The 20,705-nt window shown below is 53.1% G+C and carries 19 protein-coding genes; all 19 read left to right on the top strand.

From position 1 onward, the window contains the following. Positions 1 to 217 precede the first annotated feature (217 nt). A complete protein-coding gene (gene spoVT, locus LOS79_RS24870; RefSeq protein ID WP_315413135.1) occupies positions 218 to 760 on the top strand; it encodes a stage V sporulation protein T in 543 nt (180 codons plus the stop codon). 244 nt (positions 761 to 1,004) lie between these two features. After that, a complete protein-coding gene (locus LOS79_RS24865; protein ID WP_315413133.1) occupies positions 1,005 to 2,660 on the top strand; it encodes a putative polysaccharide biosynthesis protein in 1,656 nt (551 codons plus the stop codon). A gap of 79 nt (positions 2,661 to 2,739) precedes the next feature. Continuing rightward, complete coding sequence (mazG, locus tag LOS79_RS24860) at positions 2,740 to 4,236, top strand: bifunctional methyltransferase/pyrophosphohydrolase YabN (protein ID WP_315413131.1); 1,497 nt, start codon at positions 2,740 to 2,742, stop codon at positions 4,234 to 4,236. 320 nt (positions 4,237 to 4,556) lie between these two features. Beyond that, positions 4,557 to 4,829: an HU family DNA-binding protein gene (locus LOS79_RS24855; protein ID WP_315413129.1), complete on the top strand. Its 273-nt coding sequence runs from the start codon at positions 4,557 to 4,559 to the stop codon at positions 4,827 to 4,829. Then, positions 4,829 to 5,107, top strand: coding sequence for an RNA-binding S4 domain-containing protein (locus tag LOS79_RS24850; protein ID WP_315413128.1), 279 nt, complete (start codon positions 4,829 to 4,831; stop codon positions 5,105 to 5,107). Before LOS79_RS24855 ends, LOS79_RS24850 begins: the two co-directional genes overlap by 1 nt. 172 nt (positions 5,108 to 5,279) lie before the next feature. Then, complete coding sequence (yabP, locus tag LOS79_RS24845) at positions 5,280 to 5,564, top strand: sporulation protein YabP (protein WP_315413127.1); 285 nt, start codon at positions 5,280 to 5,282, stop codon at positions 5,562 to 5,564. After that, entirely contained in the window at positions 5,561 to 6,124 is a 564-nt protein-coding gene (gene yabQ / locus LOS79_RS24840) for a spore cortex biosynthesis protein YabQ (protein WP_315413126.1), read from the top strand. Before yabP ends, yabQ begins: the two co-directional genes overlap by 4 nt. Before the next feature lie 23 nt (positions 6,125 to 6,147). Continuing rightward, positions 6,148 to 6,483, top strand: coding sequence for an FtsB family cell division protein (locus LOS79_RS24835; protein WP_315413124.1), 336 nt, complete (start codon positions 6,148 to 6,150; stop codon positions 6,481 to 6,483). A gap of 125 nt (positions 6,484 to 6,608) precedes the next feature. Beyond that, a complete protein-coding gene (locus tag LOS79_RS24830; RefSeq protein WP_036696437.1) occupies positions 6,609 to 7,109 on the top strand; it encodes a S1 domain-containing RNA-binding protein in 501 nt (166 codons plus the stop codon). Between the two features lie 442 nt (positions 7,110 to 7,551). After that, the gene (gene spoIIE / locus LOS79_RS24825; RefSeq protein WP_315413122.1) at positions 7,552 to 10,059 is read left to right on the top strand and encodes a stage II sporulation protein E; all 2,508 of its coding nucleotides are present in this window, start codon (positions 7,552 to 7,554) and stop codon (positions 10,057 to 10,059) included. A gap of 162 nt (positions 10,060 to 10,221) precedes the next feature. Beyond that, positions 10,222 to 10,968: a vWA domain-containing protein gene (locus LOS79_RS24820; protein ID WP_315413121.1), complete on the top strand. Its 747-nt coding sequence runs from the start codon at positions 10,222 to 10,224 to the stop codon at positions 10,966 to 10,968. Then, positions 10,958 to 11,896: a serine/threonine protein kinase gene (locus LOS79_RS24815; protein ID WP_397386688.1), complete on the top strand. Its 939-nt coding sequence runs from the start codon at positions 10,958 to 10,960 to the stop codon at positions 11,894 to 11,896. The genes LOS79_RS24820 and LOS79_RS24815 overlap by 11 nt, the downstream gene beginning before the upstream one ends. A 78-nt stretch (positions 11,897 to 11,974) precedes the next feature. Then, the gene (gene tilS, locus LOS79_RS24810; protein WP_315413117.1) at positions 11,975 to 13,417 is read left to right on the top strand and encodes a tRNA lysidine(34) synthetase TilS; all 1,443 of its coding nucleotides are present in this window, start codon (positions 11,975 to 11,977) and stop codon (positions 13,415 to 13,417) included. 45 nt (positions 13,418 to 13,462) lie between these two features. Beyond that, the gene (gene hpt, locus LOS79_RS24805; RefSeq protein WP_315413116.1) at positions 13,463 to 14,002 is read left to right on the top strand and encodes a hypoxanthine phosphoribosyltransferase; all 540 of its coding nucleotides are present in this window, start codon (positions 13,463 to 13,465) and stop codon (positions 14,000 to 14,002) included. Positions 14,003 to 14,113: 111 nt separating this feature from the next. Beyond that, positions 14,114 to 16,171: an ATP-dependent zinc metalloprotease FtsH gene (gene ftsH / locus LOS79_RS24800; protein WP_315413114.1), complete on the top strand. Its 2,058-nt coding sequence runs from the start codon at positions 14,114 to 14,116 to the stop codon at positions 16,169 to 16,171. 304 nt (positions 16,172 to 16,475) lie between these two features. Beyond that, entirely contained in the window at positions 16,476 to 17,414 is a 939-nt protein-coding gene (gene nadA, locus LOS79_RS24795; RefSeq protein WP_315422440.1) for a quinolinate synthase NadA, read from the top strand. Between the two features lie 39 nt (positions 17,415 to 17,453). Then, positions 17,454 to 19,070 (top strand): L-aspartate oxidase, encoded by a 1,617-nt coding sequence (gene nadB / locus LOS79_RS24790; protein WP_315413113.1) that lies wholly within the window; start codon positions 17,454 to 17,456, stop codon positions 19,068 to 19,070. Further along, a complete protein-coding gene (gene nadC, locus LOS79_RS24785) occupies positions 19,060 to 19,932 on the top strand; it encodes a carboxylating nicotinate-nucleotide diphosphorylase (protein WP_315422438.1) in 873 nt (290 codons plus the stop codon). Before nadB ends, nadC begins: the two co-directional genes overlap by 11 nt. Then, positions 19,932 to 20,699: a type III pantothenate kinase gene (locus tag LOS79_RS24780; RefSeq protein ID WP_315413112.1), complete on the top strand. Its 768-nt coding sequence runs from the start codon at positions 19,932 to 19,934 to the stop codon at positions 20,697 to 20,699. Before nadC ends, LOS79_RS24780 begins: the two co-directional genes overlap by 1 nt. Positions 20,700 to 20,705: the final 6 nt, after the last annotated feature.

Raw genomic sequence — 20,705 nt, 5'->3', positions numbered from 1 at the left:
AGGTATAGAAATGCCAAATTAAGAACATAACTGGATTGATGCCGGCTGAACTATTCTGATTTTGCCTGAACTATTTTAAGCAGGCTGGCGGATGTATAAGGAACTGGGAAGAGATGAATACTATGGTCAGATATTACGATAAATCACTGGGATTAACCATTCCCATAATGGACAGTAGTTGGACCATACTTCTTAAGAAAGCGGGGCAACATGTGAAATGAAAGCTACTGGAATTGTACGCCGTATTGATGACCTTGGACGAGTTGTTATCCCTAAAGAGATCAGACGCACCTTGCGAATCCGTGAGGGCGACCCTTTGGAAATCTTTGTCGACCGTGACGGTGAAGTTATACTGAAAAAGTATTCCCCGATTGGTGAACTCGGCGATTTCGCTAAAGAATACGCCGAATCGCTGTTTGAAGGAACTGGGCATATTACCATGATTACAGACAGGGACACCTTCATTGCCCTTGCCGGCGGATCGAAGAAGGATTATCTGGAAAAGCCGGTAGGGATGCTGCTGGAGAAGGTAATGGAGAACCGGAAAACAGCACTTGAGACGAGTGGCGGCAGCTATGATATCGGCAAAGAGCACACTGAGCTGTTATCCAGTTATGTAGCCGCACCGATCATCTCCGGAGGAGATCCTATCGGCTGCGTAGTCCTGCTGAATAAGGATGATTCGGTAAAAATGGGTCAGATGGAAGTCAAGATGGCCGAAACGGCCGCTGCTTTCCTGGGCAAACAAATGGAGCAATAGCAGCAGTTGCTGCAAGAAGCCCCGCTTTTTCTTTGGAGGATACCGCCAGAGAAAGCGGGGCTTTGTTATGTAATGGGACGGTTTAACGGTGACAGCGGCGCGGCTATTTCCCCTTCCCTGCGTCTTTGCGCTATAATAAAGAAATTGATTATATTAAGATGAGCTTAGGAATGAAGTGTTGCATGTAACATTCTTAAGCTCACGTTCTATATTATGGCAGTCACGCTGTAGAAGCAGGTATATCATGAAGTTAAACACTGAAGGCTCTAAGCTGCTGCAGGGGGCATTTATCCTTAGTGCAGCAGCGATATTCTCCAAGCTGATTGGCACGCTGCAAAAGATTCCGCTGCAGAATCTCGGCGGCGATGCGGCATTCGGCATCTACAATACAGTCTACCCGCTGTATACGATACTGGTGACGGTGGCGATGCTGGGACTGCCTGCGGCGATCTCGCGGTTCGTGGCAGAAGCTGCGGCAGCCCGGGATGTACAGAAGGGACAGCAGGTGCTGCGGCTGTCTGCGGGCATTACAGCGCTCAGCGGCCTGCTGCTCGGTGTTCTGGTCTACACCGGTGCTCCATTCATAGCGGTATGGGTCGGCAGCTCCCATGTCACTCCCGCGCTGCGCAGCAGCGCCTGGGGGCTGGCAGTCGTGCCGCTGATGGCAGCACTGCGCGGGTACTTCCAGGGGCTGCATAATATGATGCCGACGGCGGTGTCCCAGGTGGTGGAGCAGTCAGTACGCGTAGCCGTGATGATTGCGCTGCTGCTGTATTTGACCGCCGGCGGTGCAGATCCCGCCGGCATTGCTGCAGGCGCGCTGCTTGGTCCGGCCGGAGGCGGTTTGGCCGGGCTGCTGGTCATGCTGCTGTACTGGCGCAGCCACCGGCGGAGCGGGCTGCCGGATCCCGGAATTATGGATTCAGCCAGGGGACTAGCTGCCTCTCCGGGGGCAGGCACGGAGCGCGGCGTGAATGCCCGCCGGCTGCTGGCTTACGGGCTTCCGGTCATGCTGGGCGCGCTGGCAGTGCCGCTGATCGGCCTTGTGGATGTGTTCACGGTTCCCCGCCTGCTGGCGGGAAGCGGCAGCAGCGGGACAGCGGCAATGGCCCAGTTCGGCATCTACAACCGCGGGCTGCCGCTGGTGCAGATCGTAACGATGCTGGCGACCTCGCTTTCTGTTGTATTCATTCCGGCGCTGGCCGAGGCGAAGTACCAGCGGGACGACGCCTTGATCCGCACACGCATCACGCTGTCGCTGCGCTGGTTCTGGCTGCTCGGACTGGCCGCGTCCGTAGGCCTGGCTGTGCTGGCAGAGCCGGTCAACACGGCTCTGTACGGGGACGCCGCCGGCAGCGGCGCGATGACCTGGCTGGCCTTCACCGCCGCCGGCGGCACGGTCAGCATCATCTCGGCTGCGCTGCTGCAGGGCCTTGGCGCCGTGCGCGCGCCGGCGCTGAGCCTCCTGGCCGCCGCTGCGCTTAAGGCGGCCCTGAACCTGCTGCTGGTCCCGCAGCAGGGCATTACCGGTGCGGCCATCGCCGGCGTGGCCGCACATCTCTTCGCAGCAGCGCTGAACGTGCTGCTGCTGTACCGGCAGGGCTATCTGCGGCTGCGCTTCGCAGATGCCCTGCTGAAGCCCGCGGCGCTGCTCGCGGGCCTCGGGCTGGCCGCCGCGGCGGTGAGCCTCGCGGCGGCCAAAGCGGCGGACGCGGCCGGCTTCGGCGGCGGGCGGACCGCTGCCCTGGCGCAGAGCCTGCTCGGCGTGCTCGCAGGCTGCGCCGTCTTCGCACTCGGCGCAGTGGCGCTGCGGCTGCTCAGCGAGGAAGAGCTGCGCCAGCTTCCGGGCTTCGGCCCGCGGCTGGCAGACAAGCTGAAGAAGCTGGGCCTGTTCCCTTAAGCTATTAATACGTGAACCAAGTACATAGAGCGGCCGCCTGTACCAGCAGTGAGCGGCCGCCCCGAAGGAGTGGACAGGCATGAGTGCAACATTAACGGTAGTCGGTCTGGGCTCCGGTAATCCGGACCGGCTGACGCTGGGTATCATCAAGAAACTGCAGGCGGCCTCTGCCGTATATATACGGACTGCAGAGCATCCTGTCATGGCTGCACTGGCGGAGCTTGCGATTTCCTCCAGGTCTTTCGACAGCCTGTACGAATCCAAGGATTCTTTCCCTGAGGTCTACGAAGCGATTACAGCGGGCCTGATTGCGGAGGCTAAGGCCGCCTCGTCAGGCACGGAGATTGTATATGCGGTACCGGGGCATCCGATGGTGGCGGAGTCCGCGGTCTCTCTGCTGCGGCAGCGCTGCCCGGAGGAGGGGATTGAGCTGAATATTCTCGGCGGTGAAAGCTTCCTCGATGAGGCCTTCGTCCGCCTTGGCTTCGATCCGATTGAGGGCTTCCAGCTGCTGGATGCTTCCGGCATCCGTGCTTCCCAGCTGCAGCCGGAGCTGCATACGCTGATTGGACAGGTCTACGACACCTTCACCGCCTCGGAGACCAAGCTTTGTCTGATGGAGCTGTATCCGCCGGAGTATGAAGTCGTTGTCGGCCACGCGCTTGGGGTAGAGGGGGAGGAGCAGATTCTCCGTATACCGCTGTATGAGCTGGACCGCCAGGACGGCTACGGGAACCTGTCACTGGTATACGTCCCGCTCAACCGGGCGGAGGATGCGCGCAAGCGCACCTTTGCCCGGCTGCATGAGATTGTCGATATTCTGCGGAGCCCGGGGGGCTGTCCGTGGGATAGGGAGCAGACGCATGAGTCGCTGCGCAAGAACCTGATCGAAGAGACTTATGAGGTGCTGGAAACGATTGATGAGGATGATCCCGATCATATGAAGGAGGAGCTGGGTGATCTGCTGCTGCAGATTATGCTGCATGCCCAGATGGAAGAGGAGCTCGGCACCTTCAGCGTGTATGATGTGATTGAGGGGCTGAACGAGAAGCTGATCTTCCGCCACCCGCATGTATTCGGTGACCGGTCTGCCGGAAATGCCGAGGAGGCGCTGCAGAACTGGGACGGAATGAAGGCTGAAGAGAAGCGGCGCAAGGGCGTGAAGCCTGAAAGCCTGTCCGCGCTCAGCGGGGTTCCCCGCGATCTGCCGGCGCTGATGAAGGCCTACAAGCTGCAGAAAAAAGCCTCCAAGGTCGGATTCGACTGGGACAATACCAAGGATGTGCTGGCCAAAATCCGTGAGGAGGTTGACGAGCTGCAGGAAGCCATTGACAGCGGGCTGTCCCCGGAGGAGCAGATGCTGGAGCTTGGGGACCTGTTGTTCGCGGCAACCAATATAGCCCGTTTCATCGGCGCAGATCCGGAGGAAGCACTGACCCGCACCAACCGCAAATTTGTCAGCCGGTTCCAGTATATTGAGCAGCGCCTGCTCGAGCGGGGTACCAGCGTTCAGGACAGCAGTCTGGAAGAGATGGAGGGCCTCTGGCAGGAAGCCAAGGCAGAGGAGCGGAAGTAATAGAAAGATTCATATAGCGGCTGAATGCGTAGTGTAACTCTTCCGTATCCGCACCGTATATAGCACCGCAGAAACGGCAATGCTGACAATATAGCCATAAGCTCTCTGATTTGAAGTGCAAAGAGAGGTTTATAATGTTATAGTGCTATAAGCCCCTGATATTCCGTCAGATGTTACTTTTTCAAAAAAATCGGCGGATACCGGCAGGATTTGGGGGCAGCATCAAGAATATGATAAAGACGAAATGACGATTTGTGGCATGATTTGCCAGCAAAGCCGATTTTCATTTATTTTTTGTATCCTGGGAGGAACTTTAAATTATGAACAAGACAGATCTGGTAAACAACATTTCCGAGAAAAGCGGACTATCCAAAAAAGATGTAGAAACTGTACTGAACGGGGTTCTGGGCGAAATTACAGAAGCTCTGGCAAGCGGAGATAAAGTACAGCTGATCGGCTTCGGTACTTTTGAAACCCGCAAACGTTCCGGCCGCACCGGCCGTAACCCGCAATCGGGCACACCTATTGAAATTCCTGAGTCCACTGTACCGGCCTTCAAGGCAGGTAACAAGCTTAAAGAAGCCGTTAACTAATGCGTCTGGATAAATTCCTGAAGGTCTCCCGTCTGATCAAACGCCGCACAGTGGCCAAGGATGTGTCCGAGCAAGGCCGGGTACTGATCAACGGACGGGAAGCCAAACCGAGCAGCACGGTAAAGATCGGTGACGAGATTACCGTTCAATTCGGGCAAAAGCTTGTGACCGTCAGAATTGAAAAGCTGGTGGAAACCACCCGTAAGGATGAAGCAGCCGGAATGTATTCGCTGCTCCGTGAAGAGCCTGTTGTGAAGAGCACCGGACTCGACTGGTAGGCAGCAGATCTTTTGGCATCAGACAGTAACAGAAAGCGCAGTCTCACTCCGGTGGGGCTGCGCTTTTTACATACAGGAATTAATAAAAATTAAGAAAGCTCTGACAAGAGCAACCTGTTCTATCGCCTGTCCTTCGATCATAGAGTAGAAGCATGAAGGAGGGGTACATGCTATGATCGAACCAGCCAAAGTCAATAAACAGCATGATCTGCATATGCACAGCCGCAAGCAGCTTGAACTGACCGGCGTGCAGAATGTGGAGAGCTTTGACAGCGAAGAGTTTCTGCTCCGTACGGAACTCGGCCATCTCACCATCCGCGGCAATCATTTACATATCAAAAACTTAAGCCTGGAGAATGGTTTGCTGTCACTTGAGGGCAATGTGCATTCCCTGATTTATCTTGATCCCGGTACGCAGGGCAAAAATAAAGGAATTCTCCGCAAGCTGTTTAAATGAATCCTGCAGTCCAGTGGACCACCCTGTTCTATATGATACTGGCCGGCGTGGCCATGGGACTGGCCTATGACAGCTACCGGGTGCTGTCGCTGAAGCTGAGCTTTCCCAAATGGCTGAATGCGCTGCTGGATCTGCTGTATTGGATCGGATCTGCCCTGTTTGTCTTTCGCATGCTTTATGCCGGAAATCAGGGACAATTGAGGTTTTATGTCTTTCTGGGACTCTTTCTAGGCGTATGGATCTATTTTTTGATCTTCAGTGTTACGGTCCGGCGATTTGTGGTAATGTTAATTCAGTCGGTTCAGTATACGTGCAGGCTGCTGTGGAGATTCATGGAGATCGTGATCGGCTGGCCGCTCCGCTGGCTCTGGCGCCTCTTTAAGGGGACGCTGCTGCTGCTCGGCCGGGTCCTGCTCTTTATTCTGAAGCTGCTTCTGCGTCTAACCAAGCCAATCTGGGTACTTCCTGTAAAGTGGATCTCACCGTATTATTACCGGCTCTGTCAAAGCGCCTGGATCGTGAGAATCACCGGATGGATATCAGGGCGGCGGAAACGCTGATCTTGAACTGGGGGTAGGCTTCGATGAACAGATTCTCTGCGGAAGAGAAGAGTACTAACAACAAAGCTGTAGCCGCTGGCGCGAAGCGGAGAAGATTGATCTGGTTTCTTGTAGTAGGCTTATTCTTCGGCTGGGCCGGATATACTTTCTTTGCCCAGAGCGCGGCAATCGCTGAGAAGAGCGAACAGCTTGCCAAGAAGAAGGAGAGCAACGAGAGCGTCACTGCCTCGCTTAATCAGCTGAAATATGAAGTCTCGCGGCTGAATGACGATGAGTATATCGGACAATTGGCGCGTAAATGGTATAATATGTATCCGGAGGGCGAACTGCCTATCCGGACGGAGCAAACAGAGCAATAAAAGCAGGTTAAAAGAGGCTTTCACTCTGTTGCCTTGCTTTGTTCTTTACTGTATAATCAAATCACCGCAGACAGGATGGACTTAATATTCGTCTGTATATTTTTAAGGGAGGATCATTTTATTCTATGGCAATTGAAGTGGGCACCAAGTTAGAGGGCAAGGTGACAGGCATCACGCATTTCGGAGCATTTGTGGATCTGTCAGGAGGTGTCACAGGTCTCGTTCACATCTCGGAGATCGCCGATAACTACGTCAAGGATGTTAACGATCATTTGAAGATTGCGGATGTAGTAACCGTCAAGGTGATCAATGTTGACAAGGACGGCAAGATCGGACTTTCCATTAAGCAGGCCGTTGATAAGCCGGCATCGGAAGTACGTCCCCCCAGAGCTCCAAGACCTGAACGTCCAAGCGGTGGAGACCGTTTCGGCGGTGGTGGCGGCAGTGGCGGAGGCGGCGGTGGATTCAATCGTGAACGGGGTGGGCGTCCATTCAAGCCTGCAGCCGGTAAACCTTCATTCGAGGATAAAATGTCACGCTTCCTGAAAGATAGCGAAGAACGGATATCTTCGATCAAGAAGAACACAGAAGGAAAGCGCGGCGGCCGTGGAGCCAAGCGCGTATAATCTGAGTTTGCACATCATAAATAACCGCCAGGGGCGTTACGCCCTTCGCGGTTTTTTTGTAAATATAAGACTTGAGCTAAAGCCCCATTATGCGGGGCTTTTTTGTTTTTCCATGCAGTATTACCGGCGGACTTGAACTGGCGCCGCTATTTTTTGTCGGCCCGTAATAAATTGCCGACAGCATCCAAGGCATTCTCACATAACTTTAGGGCAATCGCTGACGAATGCACGCACGGCCTGCGGCAGCGCTCCGCAGCTTTATAAGCCCTGTAAGGGAGCAATCTTTTGCCCCGCAAGGATTTCTGCCGCTTTTCCGCAAAATGTCGGGACAGGCTTTTTTGTCGGAATATTTTTACAGCCCGCTCTCTGTTTCTGACAAACTTTCATAAGATCCCCGCTATATAATGAGAACCATAAATTCTTAAACGGGTGGTGCAGAGGAATGAGTAAAAGCAATGTGGTCAATTTGCCGGAGTGGACAAGAGCAGGAAGCAATGACAAGAGCCAGAGGGAAGCTGTAGGGGCACGCTTGAAGGCGTGGGGCATGAAGCAGCCGGCAGTTCAGTTCATAGCTGTTAAGAAATGGATGCTCCTGCTGAGTCTTATGGGCTTTTTACTGGGCCGTGCCATGATATTGGACGAGCTGACTCCTTTTGCAGCCGCATACTTTGCCGTCATTGTATTTATGCGCCGTGACTCTGTTTTGCCTGTAGCGGCAGCAATTCTGCTGGGCAGTCTCTTCACACCGTTTCCCGGGGCGATTGTAGTTGCAGCCGAATTAATTATCTTTTACCTGATTTATAAAGGGCTGGAGAGCTTCCAGCGGGTGGATCTCTCCTATGCGCCGTTAATGGTCTTTGTTTCTTCTTTTATGGTCGGATTGTTCCAGATCGTGATTGGGCCTTCCCTGGCCTGGTACCCCCTGATGATGGCGACGATTGATGCAATGCTAGGATTTGTGCTGACGCTTGTATTTCTGCAGGCGCTTCCTTTATTCACCTTTAAGCAGAAAAGCAGGGCGCTCCGCAATGAGGAGATCCTTTGCCTCATTATTTTGCTGGCCTCGGTCATGACCGGTCTGGTCGGCTGGACGGCAGGCGGGCTCTCCCTTGAGCATATCCTGTCCAGGTTCCTGATTCTGCTCTTTGCGCTGGCGGGGGGCGCTCCGCTCGGGGCTGCTGTAGGTGTGGTCACCGGCCTGATTCTCAGTCTGGCGGATATCGGCGCCATCTATCAGATGAGCCTGCTGGCCTTCTCCGGCATGCTGGCGGGCATGATGCAGTCCGGGCGCAAGGGGGCGGTATCAATCGGGATGCTGCTGGGTTCAACTATACTTTCTGTATATTTCATGGGTCCGGGTGATGTGATGAACTCAACCTGGGAGACCTGTGCAGCGGTAGTGTTGTTTCTTCTAACACCTAAGGGCATTATCTCTGCCATTGCCAAATATGTGCCGGGTACGCCCGACCACAGCCGCTCTCAACATGAATATGCCCGCAGAGTGCGGGATATTACAGCTGACCGGGTAACCCAGTTCTCCCAGGTATTCCAGCAGCTCTCGAGCAGCTTTGGACAAATCCCCCGTGCCGGGGAAGCAGGTAAAAGCGACCGTGAGATGCAGGATTTCATGAATACGGTAACTGAAGGGGCTTGTGCCGGGTGCATCCGGCGTACCCACTGCTGGGATGCCAAGTTCTATCAGACCTACCGGTATATGACCGATATGATGACTACGGTGGAGGAATGCCCGGAGATTACCGCTGCCCAGCTGCCCCCGGAATGGAACCGGATCTGCGGCAGGACGAGCGAAATGCTGGAGGTTGTAAAGGGGCAGTACGAACTCTATCAGCATGATATGCGCTGGAAACGGCAAATATACGACAGCCGGCAATTTGTTGCCGAGCAGCTGTCCGGTGTCTCACAGGTCATGGAGGATCTGGCGAAGGAAATTAAACGGGAAGGCCAGGCGATGTACCGTCAGGAGGCCCAGATCCGCGAGGCGCTGGAGAAGCTGGGCCTGTCCATACACAGCATTGAGATTCTGAGCCTTGACCCCGGACGGGTGGAAATTGAAGTGGTGCATGCCTATACACGGGGCTTCGACGAGTGCCGCAAAATGATTGCCCCGCTGCTCTCGGATATTCTGGAGGAGAATATTGCCGTGGTAAGCGAGACTGCGGTGCACCCGCGTGAGGGCTTGTCGATGGTGACCTTCGGTTCGGCTAAAGCCTACGAGATCAACACCGGTGTAGCTGGCGCTGCCAAAGGCGGCGACCTGCTGTCCGGTGACAGCCATAGCACAGTGGAGCTCGGGAACGGCACCTTTGCCGTATCTATCAGTGATGGAATGGGCAACGGCGAGCGGGCCCGGATGGAGAGCAGTGCTGCGCTGTCCATGCTCGAGAAGCTGCTGCAGTCAGGAATGGATGAGAAGCTGGCGGTTAAATCCGTCAATTCGATTCTGCTTCTGCGTTCGCCGGATGAATTCTATGCCACCGTGGATATGGCGCTGATTGACCAGTATTCTGCCCAGACCATCTTTATGAAAATCGCCTCCGCCCCCAGCTTCATCCGGCGGGGCAGCGAGGTGATACCGGTCACTGCCAGCAATCTGCCGATTGGCATCATTAAAGATATCGAGGTGGATCTGGTTACGATGCAGCTCCGCCCGGGAGATATTCTAATAATGATGACCGATGGTATTTACGATGCGCCCGGATATGCCGTTAATAAGGAGATATGGATGAAGCGTCTGATCCAGGAGCTGGAAGGCGACGATCCGCAGGATATGGCCGACAGCCTGCTGGATAAGGTAATCCGCTATCAGGGTAATGAGATTCATGATGATATGACTATTGTTGTCAGCCGAGTCGATCACTATCATCCTGAATGGTCGAGTCTGCATATGTCCGGAGTGGGTCGGATGGAGCGGCCGCGTACAGTTAGTTAGGTAACCTATCATTTACCTGACACTGGTCTTTTCTTTATCTTCTATATAAGAGAGTAATGAACGACAGCGGCCGCAAGCCCAAAAGTTCCCGCAGTGACTGTTTGAAATCTCTCTACCTTGGATATGCTAGTACTAGATAAGACAAGGGGGGAGTGAACGGATATGAAACAGATTCTGCTCATTACTGACGGCTGTTCGAATGTGGGGGAAAGTCCGGTGCTGGCCGCGGCGCATGCCCGGCAGGAGGGCATCACGGTGAATGTCGTCGGCGTAGTGGATTATGGAACCATCGGGGAGCTGGGCAGCCGGGAGATCGCTGATATTGCCAAGGCGGGAGGCGGACTCAGCCGGATTGTCGGCACGCCGCAGCTGGCGCAGACGATTCAGATGATGACGCGCAAGACGGTGGTTCAGACGATTCAGCAGGCGGTTAATAAAGAGGTACACAAAATTCTCGGCGATGGGTCGCTTGCTGAGCTGCCGCCTGCGCAGCGCTCGCAGATCGTTACCGTTGTTGATGAACTCACGGAGACATCGCCGCTGCGCATTGCACTCTTAATTGATGCAAGTGCAAGCATGAAGCCTAAGCTGGGTGCGGTGGAGGATGCCATCCGTGATCTGGCGCTCAGCCTGGAGGCGCGGGAAGGGAAGAGTGAGCTTGCCGTATTCCATTTTCCCGGACGTTCAAGTAGCGAGGATGCGATGCTTGATATGGACTGGACCCGGAATGTGTCGGAGGTCCGCTCGCTCTTTTCCAAATTGAAGATGCGCGGGGCTACGCCGACCGGACCGGCTATTTTCAAGGTGCTGGAACATTATCGTTATGATAAACTGGATGAACATCGTGAATATGCTAGAGCTGGGGATGAAGAGGCAAGAGAAGGGATGATTGGTGGGTATGTCGTCTAATCCACCCTATCCGGCAGGCACCGTAATTACCGGCAAATGGCGGGGGAACCGTTATGTCGTAGAGCGGATGCTGGGAAAAGGGGCAAACGGAACCGTATATCTGGTGGAGCGGGAAGGACGGCGGGAGCGCTATGCGCTCAAGATCGGATACGATACGCTGGAGCTGCAATCGGAGATCAACGTGCTGACCTCCCTGCAATCCTGCCGCAAGCGCAGTGAATACCGGGCCCGCAAAGAGTCTCCGCTATCCTCATACCTGCTGGAATCGGATGATTTCAAGGACGGTGAACATACGCCATTCTATGTGATGCGCTATGTGGAGGGGAAGCCGCTGCATCATTTCCTCTCGCAGAATGGCGCATCCTGGCTGGGGTTAGTGGGCATGAGAATTCTGGAGAAGCTGCAGACCCTGCATGAGTGCGGTTTTGTTTTTGGCGATTTGAAGCCGGAGAATGTTATGGTATCGGCCTACGGGGAAGCTGAACTGATTGATTACGGCGGTGCAAGTCCCAAGGGACGCAGCGTTAAGCAGTTCACCGAATGGCATGACCGCGGATTCTGGAATGCAGGCAGCCGGATGGGGGACGAGAGCTATGATCTGTTTGCTTTTGCCGTATTATGCCTGCGTCTCTTGAATGAAGAAGGGCTGAAATCCGCTGCACAGCAGCTGCCCCAGACCAGAAGTGTAGAAGAGCTGATCCGGCTGGCCAGGAATCTGCCCGACAAGAAACTGTCCTCCTGGCTGTGTCTGGCGCTTAAAGGCGGCTTTCCCGGTTCCGCACAGGCAGCGGAGGCCTGGAGCGTTCATATTTACAGGACCCGCAACAAGGGACAAGAGACAATGGCAACACCGCGCTGGCTGAAAAATGCATTTGCGGTATCGCTCTTTTTGCTTGCTTTTACAATTTACTGGGTATTCCGTTTTTGATCATATACATAATCACTGGACAATTGAATGCCGGAGCAGGGGATGCATGCGGTTGATTGCAAGAAAGGACGCCGTACTATGGAGCGTATGAAAGAACTGGTTGAATCCGTAATGGAGGCCGCGGCCGAGCATGAGCTGTGGTCACCCCACGACACCATTGTAGTCGCAGTTTCCGGGGGGCCGGACTCTGTGGCTCTTTTGCGTATTCTGCGCGAGATCGCTTTGACCCGGATGCCGTTAAGTTTGATTTGTGCTCATGTGAATCATGGCTTCAGAGCGGAATCGGCTGCTGAGGCAGAGTTTGTCCGGAGCCTGGCTGCTGAGCTGGATATCCCTTTCGCGCTTGCCGAGTTCGACATCCCTTCCATTGTGAAGGAGCGGGGGCTTGGCCCGGAGGGGGCTGCGCGGGAGAAGCGTTATGAGTTTCTGATTGAAACGGCACACCGCTACAATGCGCGTTCAGTTGCACTGGCTCATCATGCCGATGATCAGGCGGAGACGGTGCTGATGCGGCTGCTGCGCGGAAGCGGGCCTTCGGGACTTGCGGGAATGCGCTGGAAACGGACTGAAAAAAAGGTGGAACTGATCCGTCCCTTCCTGCGTATTAACAAAACAGCTCTTGTCGGCTTATGCCAAAGCGAGGGGTTTGCTTACGCAGAGGATGCGACGAATCTGTTGACCCACTACAAGCGTAATGCCGTCAGGCTTGAAGTGCTGCCAATGCTGGAACAGCATAACCCGCGGGTGAAGCAATCCCTCCTGCAGCTGTCTGAAATAGCTGGTGCGGAAGATGAATATATGGAGGCGAATGCGGCAAAATGCTTTGATGAGCTTGTTTTCACAGGGCATGGAAAATACACCTTGAATAGAGCTTCATTTGCGGCTATACCGTCCGCTTTACAACGGCGTTTGATTAAACTAATATTAAATTATCTGTCGGCGGACTCACCGGCCATGGATTTTTCCAAGATTGAGGCTATACGCCGGGGAACACTACAGGAACACCCCACCGTATGGACTTTAGACCTTGGCGGCGGCTATGTCTGCACCCGGCAATATGATACCATTCTTTTCTCGCTTAGGCCCTTGCTCCGGCAGGTAAGCTATACATACCCGCTGTCTTTGTCTCATCCCCGGATTAAGCTTACGGAGATAGGAAAGGTTATGACGATGAAGGTGCTGGAGAGAGAAGAATTAAATGCACAGGAGGAGGACTCCGGGAAGATGTCGGCCTGGTTTGACAGCGATGAGCTTGTCTTACCACTGACCATCCGTTCCCGATTGCCTGGAGATACCATAAGGGTTATGGGATTAAACGGAAGCAAAAAGGTAAAAGATATTTACATTGATGACAAAATACCTTCTTCCGAACGCTCCGTGATTCCCCTCGTTTGTGATGGTTTGGGCAATATCATCTGGATTCCGGGCGTAAGACGCTCGATGCATGCCGCAGTAGGGCGGCAGACGGCCTCGGTTCTGTACTTGTCCATGGAAGACATGGCACAGGGCGAAGAAGCGTAATGGTCGAAGTAAGTCTTTCATAGTATAACTTAGGAGGTTCGCAAGTTGCAGAACGATATTCAAGAAATCTTGATCAGCGAAGAAGAAATCCAACAAAGAATCAGGGAGCTTGGCGCCCAGCTGAGCAAGGAATATGCAGGCCGCACACCTTTAGTCATTTGTGTACTCAAAGGTGCGTTTATTTTTATGGCGGATCTGGTTAAAGTGATTACAGTACCTGTTGAGATGGACTTTATGGCGGTATCCAGCTACGGCGGTACGACCAAATCATCCGGTGTAGTCAAAATCATCAAGGACCTGGATACCTCGGTTGAAGGCCGTGATGTTCTGATTGTAGAGGACATTATCGACAGCGGTCTTACCCTTAGCTATCTGATTGACATGCTGCAGGGCCGTAATGCGAAGTCCGTCTCGGTAGTTACCCTGTTCGATAAGCCGTCAGGCCGTGCTGTGAATCTTGAAGCTGAATATACCGGCTTTGTAATTCCTGATGCATTCCTGGTGGGCTATGGACTGGACTATGCAGAATTATATCGGAACCTCCCTTACGTAGGTGTACTGAAGCCTGAGATTTATTCCAATTGAACTAATCGACAGCCTTAGATCCACGGATCACTTTTCTGGATTTCCTGACAATTTGAGGAGTCCGGTCAGGCTATGGTACAATAACTTGAGCGTTGTGAGAGGAGGTTGGGGATGAATCGGTTCATCCGGAATTCTGGTTTTTATTTGATTTTATTTTTAGTCGTGGTGGGCATTGTCCAGTTCGTAAGCAATGGAAATGATTCCGCCGATTTCCCTAGATATGATGAGTTGCGTCAGGAAATCAAGACCAATAATGTGAAGAGCATGACGGTTCAGTTTGAGGGTAATGCATTCCTGGTTACCGGGGAATATAGAGAAATCCCGTCCGGTAGTGATTCCAAAACGAAAAATTTCTCTACTTTTGTTCCTCCGACAGATCAGGCCCTTAATGAACTTATAGCTGCCAGTGAAGTTAATGGCGTCGAGCTGAGCCAGAAGAAAATGGAAGGCGACAGCATCTGGCTGACATTCCTGTCTTCCATCATTCCACTGGTTATCATGTTCATCCTGTTCTTCTTCCTGTTTAACAATGCACAGGGCGGCGGCGGCAAGGTAATGAATTTCGGCAAGAGCAAGGCCCGGTTATATAATGAAGAGAAGAAGAAGATCAGCTTCGAAGATGTTGCCGGAGCTGACGAGGAGAAGCAAGAGCTGGTAGAGGTCGTGGAATTCCTTAAGGATCCGCGTAAATTTGCCGCTGTAGGTGCACGTATTCCTAAAGGCGTACTTCTCGTAGGTCCTCCGGGAACAGGTAAAACCTTGCTGGCCCGTGCGGTAGCAGGCGAAGCCGGTGTCCCATTCTTCAGTATCTCCGGTTCGGACTTTGTGGAAATGTTCGTCGGTGTCGGCGCATCCCGGGTACGTGATTTGTTTGAGAATGCGAAGAAAAATGCTCCTTGTATCATCTTTATCGACGAAATCGATGCTGTGGGACGTCAGCGCGGCGCAGGACTTGGCGGCGGACATGACGAACGTGAACAAACCCTTAACCAATTGCTCGTTGAAATGGACGGCTTTGGCGGCAACGAAGGTATTATTATCGTCGCGGCAACCAACCGCGCAGACATACTGGATCCGGCACTCCTCCGTCCAGGCCGTTTCGACCGTCAGATTACGGTTGACCGTCCGGATGTCAAAGGCCGTGAAGCTGTACTTAAGGTTCATTCCCGTAACAAGCCGCTGACGAAGGATGTTAAGCTTGATGTAATTGCGAAGCGTACAACCGGGTTCACCGGAGCGGATCTCGAGAACCTGCTGAATGAAGCAGCGCTGCTTGCAGCCCGCCGTAACCGTAAGGATATTACAATGCGTGAAGTGGATGAAGCGATCGACCGCGTAATCGTCGGTACAGAGAAGCGCAGCCGCATTATCAGTGACCGCGAGAAGCGGATTGTCGCTTATCACGAAGCAGGCCATACCATTGCCGGCTACTTCCTTGAGCATGCCGATGTGGTGCATAAGGTTACCATTATCCCGCGCGGCCGCGCAGGCGGATATGTCATTATGCTTCCTAAGGAAGACCGGATGATTGTTACCAAGCAGGAGCTCCTGGATAAGGTAACCGGACTCCTCGGCGGCCGGGTTGCCGAAGAAATTTTCATTGGCGAAATCGGCACAGGCGCTTATAGTGACTTCCAGCAGGCTACGCGCATTGTGCGTGCAATGATTATGGAATATGGAATGAGCGATAAGCTTGGGCCTTTGCAGTTCGGCACATCCCAAGGCCAAGTCTTCCTTGGCCGTGATATCGGACATGAGCAGAACTACAGTGACTCCATTGCTTACGAGATTGACCAGGAAATGCAGAACCTCATCCGCAGCAGTTATGAGCGCTGCAGAGAGCTGTTGACCAAGCATTCCAAAGAAATGCACCTGATTGCGAATACCTTACTTGAGAAGGAAACGTTGGAACTTGATCAGATCACAGAATTGATTGAGCAAGGCTACCTGACAGAAGACGGCAAACCGGAAGAAGTAGAGGCAGTTACGCATGAAGCGGGCGAACCAGTGATTGATTCTATCGGTGATGTACGTGTTCGCATTCAAGGCAAATCCGACGAAGAACCGCCATTCCTTGGCGATCTGTCCAAGGATATTCCGAACAAACCGGATCCTGAAGAAGGAAATGGACCGGATGATAGCAATAAAGGCGGCGGAGGCCTGGTTTAAGCAAGTATGGCCCCGAAGCTTCGTAACGAAATCCGGAGAACCTGAGGTTCTCCGGATTTTTTGCAAGCTATGAATGTATATGTTTTTGGGTCCCCCACAAAGTACCTGAGTCAGCCTCGAAGCCTAATCCCCACTTTGTGGGGTTATTTTGATTTCAGCAGGCTTTCCGGACAGGAACATTCACCCGTCTTTGTTACATTGACAGGGGGTGGAACGTTGTGTACATTAGTGATTAAATATTAAGTAATATACTTGATAGAATGTACTGGCTATTTGCCATGAAGACATAAGGGGGAAAATGACCGTGGAAGCTCTGGCGCTTGAGCGCAAGCAGGAACAGAATCGTGAACTTCGTGTGCGCCTCGAACAGCTTAAGAAAGAACGGAATGCAATAATTCTGGCTCATTATTACCAGCGTGATGAAATTCAGGAAGTAGCGGATTTCCGTGGCGATTCCTTTTTACTGGCTCAAAAGGCTGCGGAGACAGATGCAGATGTAATCGTATTCTGTGGTGTCCACTTTATGGGGGAAAGCGCCAAAATTCTTGCACCGAATAAAACGGTTCTGATTCCTGATGAACGTGCCGGCTGCCCGATGGCAGATATGGTCAATGTCGACGGCCTCCGGAAGCTGAAGGCCCAGTATCCGAATGCCAAGGTGGTAACCTATATCAATTCGTCAGCGGAGATTAAGGCAGAAACCGACATTTGCTGTACCTCGGCCAATGCGGTTAAAGTGATCGAGTCTCTTGATGCCGAAGAAATTATCTGGGTACCGGATAAGAACCTGGGCCAGTATGTCCAGGATAAGACAGGCAAGAAGCTGATTATCTGGGAAGGTTACTGCAACACCCATGATATGCTCACCGTTAAGGATGTAGTGGAGATGAGAGCCAAGTATCCGGAAGCGGAGTTCGTTGTTCACCCGGAATGCCGTCCTGAAGTGGTGGCAATGGGCGACTATGTAGGCAGCACAACCTCGATTATTGACTATTGCCGGAAATCGGACCGCCGGCAGTTCATTGTAGGAACCGAGGACGGTACCGGATATCAGCTGCGGCTGGACAGCCCGGATAAGGAATTTCACTTTGCGACCAAATTCCTGGTATGTCCCAACATGAAGGTTAACAATTTAAAAAAGCTGGTCAAATGCCTGGAGACGATGAAACCGCAGATTTATGTACCGCCTGCTGTCGCCGACAAAGCCAGAACTTCCCTAGAGCGCATGCTACAAGTCCGGTAGCATGCGCTACTCTTTCGTTGAAACAGGTGAAAAGCGGTCATGATTCCACAATATTTGGTTGATTTCGATCTTCGGGAGCTCCCTGTCGTCAAGACAGACTGCATTGTTATAGGTTCAGGCATTGCCGGGCTATTCACAGCGATTAAAGCAAGTGAGGACCGGAAGGTCATTATGATTACGAAGAAAACCGTAATGGAGAGTAATACCCGGTATGCCCAAGGGGGAATTGCTGCTGTATTCTCTGATGAAGACTCTCCGGTATACCACCGCCAGGATACACTGATGGCCGGTGCAGGACTGAACTCGTCGGCTGCGGTTGATGTGCTGGTCCATGAAGGTCCGGAAGGTGTACGTGAGCTGATCCGGCTTGGAACGATATTCGACAAGGAGAACGGGGAGCTTGCACTGACCCAGGAGGGGGCGCATAGCCACCGCCGCATTCTGCATGCCAACGGTGATGCTACCGGGTATGAAATTGTCCGGGCCTTGGCTGAGCAGGTAGCAGAGCATAAGAATATTGAAATCTGGGATGACCATTATGTTATTGATCTGATTACGGAAAACGGGGAATGTCTGGGCGCACTGGTTCAGCGGCCGGGTGGCGGAAGGCTGTTCCTGCAGGCGGATGCTACGATCCTCTGTTCCGGCGGAGCGGGCCAGCTGTACCGGTACACTACTAATCCTGAAGTAGCCACCGGAGATGGGGTGGCTATTGCCTACCGCGCAGGAGCCCATATCCGGGATATGGAATTTATTCAGTTTCATCCTACCGCCCTTAGTTACCCCGGCGCTCCGCGGTTCCTGATCTCGGAAGCTGTACGCGGTGAAGGGGCTGTACTGCGCAATATTAATGGTGACCGGTTCATGGAGCGTTACCATGAGCTTATGGAGCTGGCGCCGCGGGATATAGTGGCCAGGGCTATTGTGAGCGAGATGGAGCTGACCAAATCCACTTTTGTATACCTGGATATTACGCATGAATCTCCGGATATGGTTAAACACCGCTTCCCCACCATTTATGAGACTTGTATGAGTTATGGGCTGGATATTACAAGTGACTGGATTCCGGTTGCTCCGGCTGCGCATTATATGATGGGAGGCGTGAAGACTGATCTGAACGGGGAGAGTAATATAGCCCGCCTGTTTGCCTGCGGTGAAGTTTCTTCTACCGGAGTGCAGGGTGCGAACCGGCTGGCGAGCAATTCGTTGTCGGAAGCCATTGTGTTTGGCCGGCGGATCATTGAACGGATTCGTGAGCTTCCGCGGCTCGAACGTGACGCCATAACGGCTGGCTGCAACCAGGGCCGGCTGGAGTCACCAACGCAAGCCATTGTGGAGCGCCGTCTGAAGCTGCAGAAGGTAATGGTCCGTTATGCCGGACTGCGGCGCAACCAGGAGATGCTGGCGAAGGGCCTCGATGAATTAAAGCGCCAGCTGCCGATTTTTAACGCCCAGCTGACCAAACGTGAAGAATACGAGTTCGCGAATATGCTTACGTGCTGCCTGATGATTACAGAGTCGGCACTGGCACGGGAGGAGAGCCGCGGCGCCCATTACCGTGAGGACTATCCGCTGCGTGATGATGCCCGGTGGCAGAAGCATCTGCTCCAGATCCGCGAACTGGGAATAGTGGAGGAATTAAGTGATGATGTTTAATGGCTATAATGAAGAGCTGCTTCAGTCGATTAAGGACTGGCTGCAGGAGGATGTCGGATCCGGAGATATTACGACCCGCACCACTATTCCCCAGGGACATGAGTCCAAAGGAATTATCCATGCCAAAGAGGATGGAGTGATCTGCGGCATCCCTGTGGCGGAGCTGGTATTTGAAGTGGTAGATCCTGCGCTAATATTTACAGCTATGGTGCAAGAGGGGCAGCCCGTGACCAAAGGGACAATAATTGCCGAGGTCGAAGGCAGCACCCATGCTATTTTGACAGGGGAAAGACTTGCGCTTAATTTAATGCAGCGGTTATCGGGAGTGGCTTCGCGGACGGCATCGTTTGTGCAGAAGCTTGAAGGACTGCCGGTCCGGCTGGTCGATACCCGAAAGACTACACCGGGCCACCGGATGCTGGAGAAATATGCTGTACGCATAGGCGGCGGAGCGAATCACCGCTTTGGCCTGTATGATGCAGTAATGATTAAGGATAATCATATCAAGGGAGCCGGAGGCATCCGTCAGGCGGTTAGCCGTGCCCGGGCCAATATTCCGCATACCATGACCATCGAAGTGGAGACGGAAAGCCTGGAGCAGGTAGAGGAAGCGCTTGCCGCCGGGGCGGATATTATTATGCTCGACAATATGTCCCCTGAGCTTATGACCGAAGCGGTAAGAAGAATCCGCACCAAAGCACGCCATGTTAAAATTGAAGCTTCCGGCAATGTGTCACTTGAAACCGTCCGCGGTATGGCAGAAACCGGAATCGATGTGATCTCTGTCGGAAGATTAACCTATTCCTTCGCGAGTCTCGACATCAGCCTCGATCTGAACGGCAAGAAGGAGGGGAACCTCTGATGGTTCTTGTCGTCGACATCGGCAATACGAATATTGTGCTTGGGGTTTACCGGGGACAGGAGCTGCTGCATCATTTCCGGCTGAGCACTGCCCGGCAATCGACCGTCGATGAATATGGGGTGCTTATTCATAATTTGTTCCATATGGCGAATATATCATTTAAAGATGTGGAGGGGGTAATTATCTCCTCCGTCGTTCCGCCGCTGGTTCAGGTTATTGTGGAGATGTGTGTGAAATATATCGGTAAGGAACCGCTGCTCGTCGGCCCTGGGATCAAAACCGGGCTTAATCTGCGTTACGAGAATCCGCGTGAAGTGGGTGCAGACCGGATCGTGAATGCAGTAGCCGCGATTGAGCAATACAAGTGCCCGCTTGTTGTCGTGGATTTCGGTACGGCAACCACATTTGACTGTATTGACTCTGGAGCCAACTATCTCGGCGGGGCCATTGTTCCGGGGCTTGGAATTTCAACTGAGGCTTTATATCAGCGGGCTTCCAAGCTGCCGCGGATTGAGCTTGAGAAGCCCAAAAAGGTGATCGGGCGCAATACCGTTCATGCGATGCAGGCCGGTATTATCTTTGGCTATGCCGGCCAGGTTGAGGGCATTGTAAGACGGATTAAGCAGGAGATGAATGTGCCTGTCCTCAAGGTGATTGCTACTGGAGGGCTGGCTCCGCTGATTGCCGGAGAGACGGATTGCATTGATGAAGTAAATCCGATGCTGACGCTGGAAGGCTTGCGCATTATCTACAACCGGAACAAATAATACTAA

Source organism: Paenibacillus sp. MMS20-IR301 (genome assembly GCF_032302195.1).
Lineage (GTDB): Bacteria > Bacillota > Bacilli > Paenibacillales > Paenibacillaceae > Paenibacillus_AQ.
Note: the sequence above shows the minus strand (reverse complement) of the source record. Positions and strands in the feature narration are given on the sequence as shown.

Coding starts and splice junctions, on each gene's coding strand:
- LOS79_RS24835 (WP_315413124.1), top strand. CDS start 6,148: ATGAACAGATTCTCTGCGGAAGAGAAGAGTACTAACAACAAAGCTGTA.
- yabP (WP_315413127.1), top strand. CDS start 5,280: ATGATCGAACCAGCCAAAGTCAATAAACAGCATGATCTGCATATGCAC.
- nadB (WP_315413113.1), top strand. CDS start 17,454: ATGATTCCACAATATTTGGTTGATTTCGATCTTCGGGAGCTCCCTGTC.
- spoIIE (WP_315413122.1), top strand. CDS start 7,552: ATGAGTAAAAGCAATGTGGTCAATTTGCCGGAGTGGACAAGAGCAGGA.
- LOS79_RS24780 (WP_315413112.1), top strand. CDS start 19,932: ATGGTTCTTGTCGTCGACATCGGCAATACGAATATTGTGCTTGGGGTT.
- nadC (WP_315422438.1), top strand. CDS start 19,060: ATGATGTTTAATGGCTATAATGAAGAGCTGCTTCAGTCGATTAAGGAC.
- ftsH (WP_315413114.1), top strand. CDS start 14,114: ATGAATCGGTTCATCCGGAATTCTGGTTTTTATTTGATTTTATTTTTA.
- LOS79_RS24820 (WP_315413121.1), top strand. CDS start 10,222: ATGAAACAGATTCTGCTCATTACTGACGGCTGTTCGAATGTGGGGGAA.
- LOS79_RS24865 (WP_315413133.1), top strand. CDS start 1,005: ATGAAGTTAAACACTGAAGGCTCTAAGCTGCTGCAGGGGGCATTTATC.
- LOS79_RS24850 (WP_315413128.1), top strand. CDS start 4,829: ATGCGTCTGGATAAATTCCTGAAGGTCTCCCGTCTGATCAAACGCCGC.
- LOS79_RS24855 (WP_315413129.1), top strand. CDS start 4,557: ATGAACAAGACAGATCTGGTAAACAACATTTCCGAGAAAAGCGGACTA.
- LOS79_RS24830 (WP_036696437.1), top strand. CDS start 6,609: ATGGCAATTGAAGTGGGCACCAAGTTAGAGGGCAAGGTGACAGGCATC.
- tilS (WP_315413117.1), top strand. CDS start 11,975: ATGGAGCGTATGAAAGAACTGGTTGAATCCGTAATGGAGGCCGCGGCC.
- yabQ (WP_315413126.1), top strand. CDS start 5,561: ATGAATCCTGCAGTCCAGTGGACCACCCTGTTCTATATGATACTGGCC.
- LOS79_RS24815 (WP_397386688.1), top strand. CDS start 10,958: ATGTCGTCTAATCCACCCTATCCGGCAGGCACCGTAATTACCGGCAAA.
- mazG (WP_315413131.1), top strand. CDS start 2,740: ATGAGTGCAACATTAACGGTAGTCGGTCTGGGCTCCGGTAATCCGGAC.
- spoVT (WP_315413135.1), top strand. CDS start 218: ATGAAAGCTACTGGAATTGTACGCCGTATTGATGACCTTGGACGAGTT.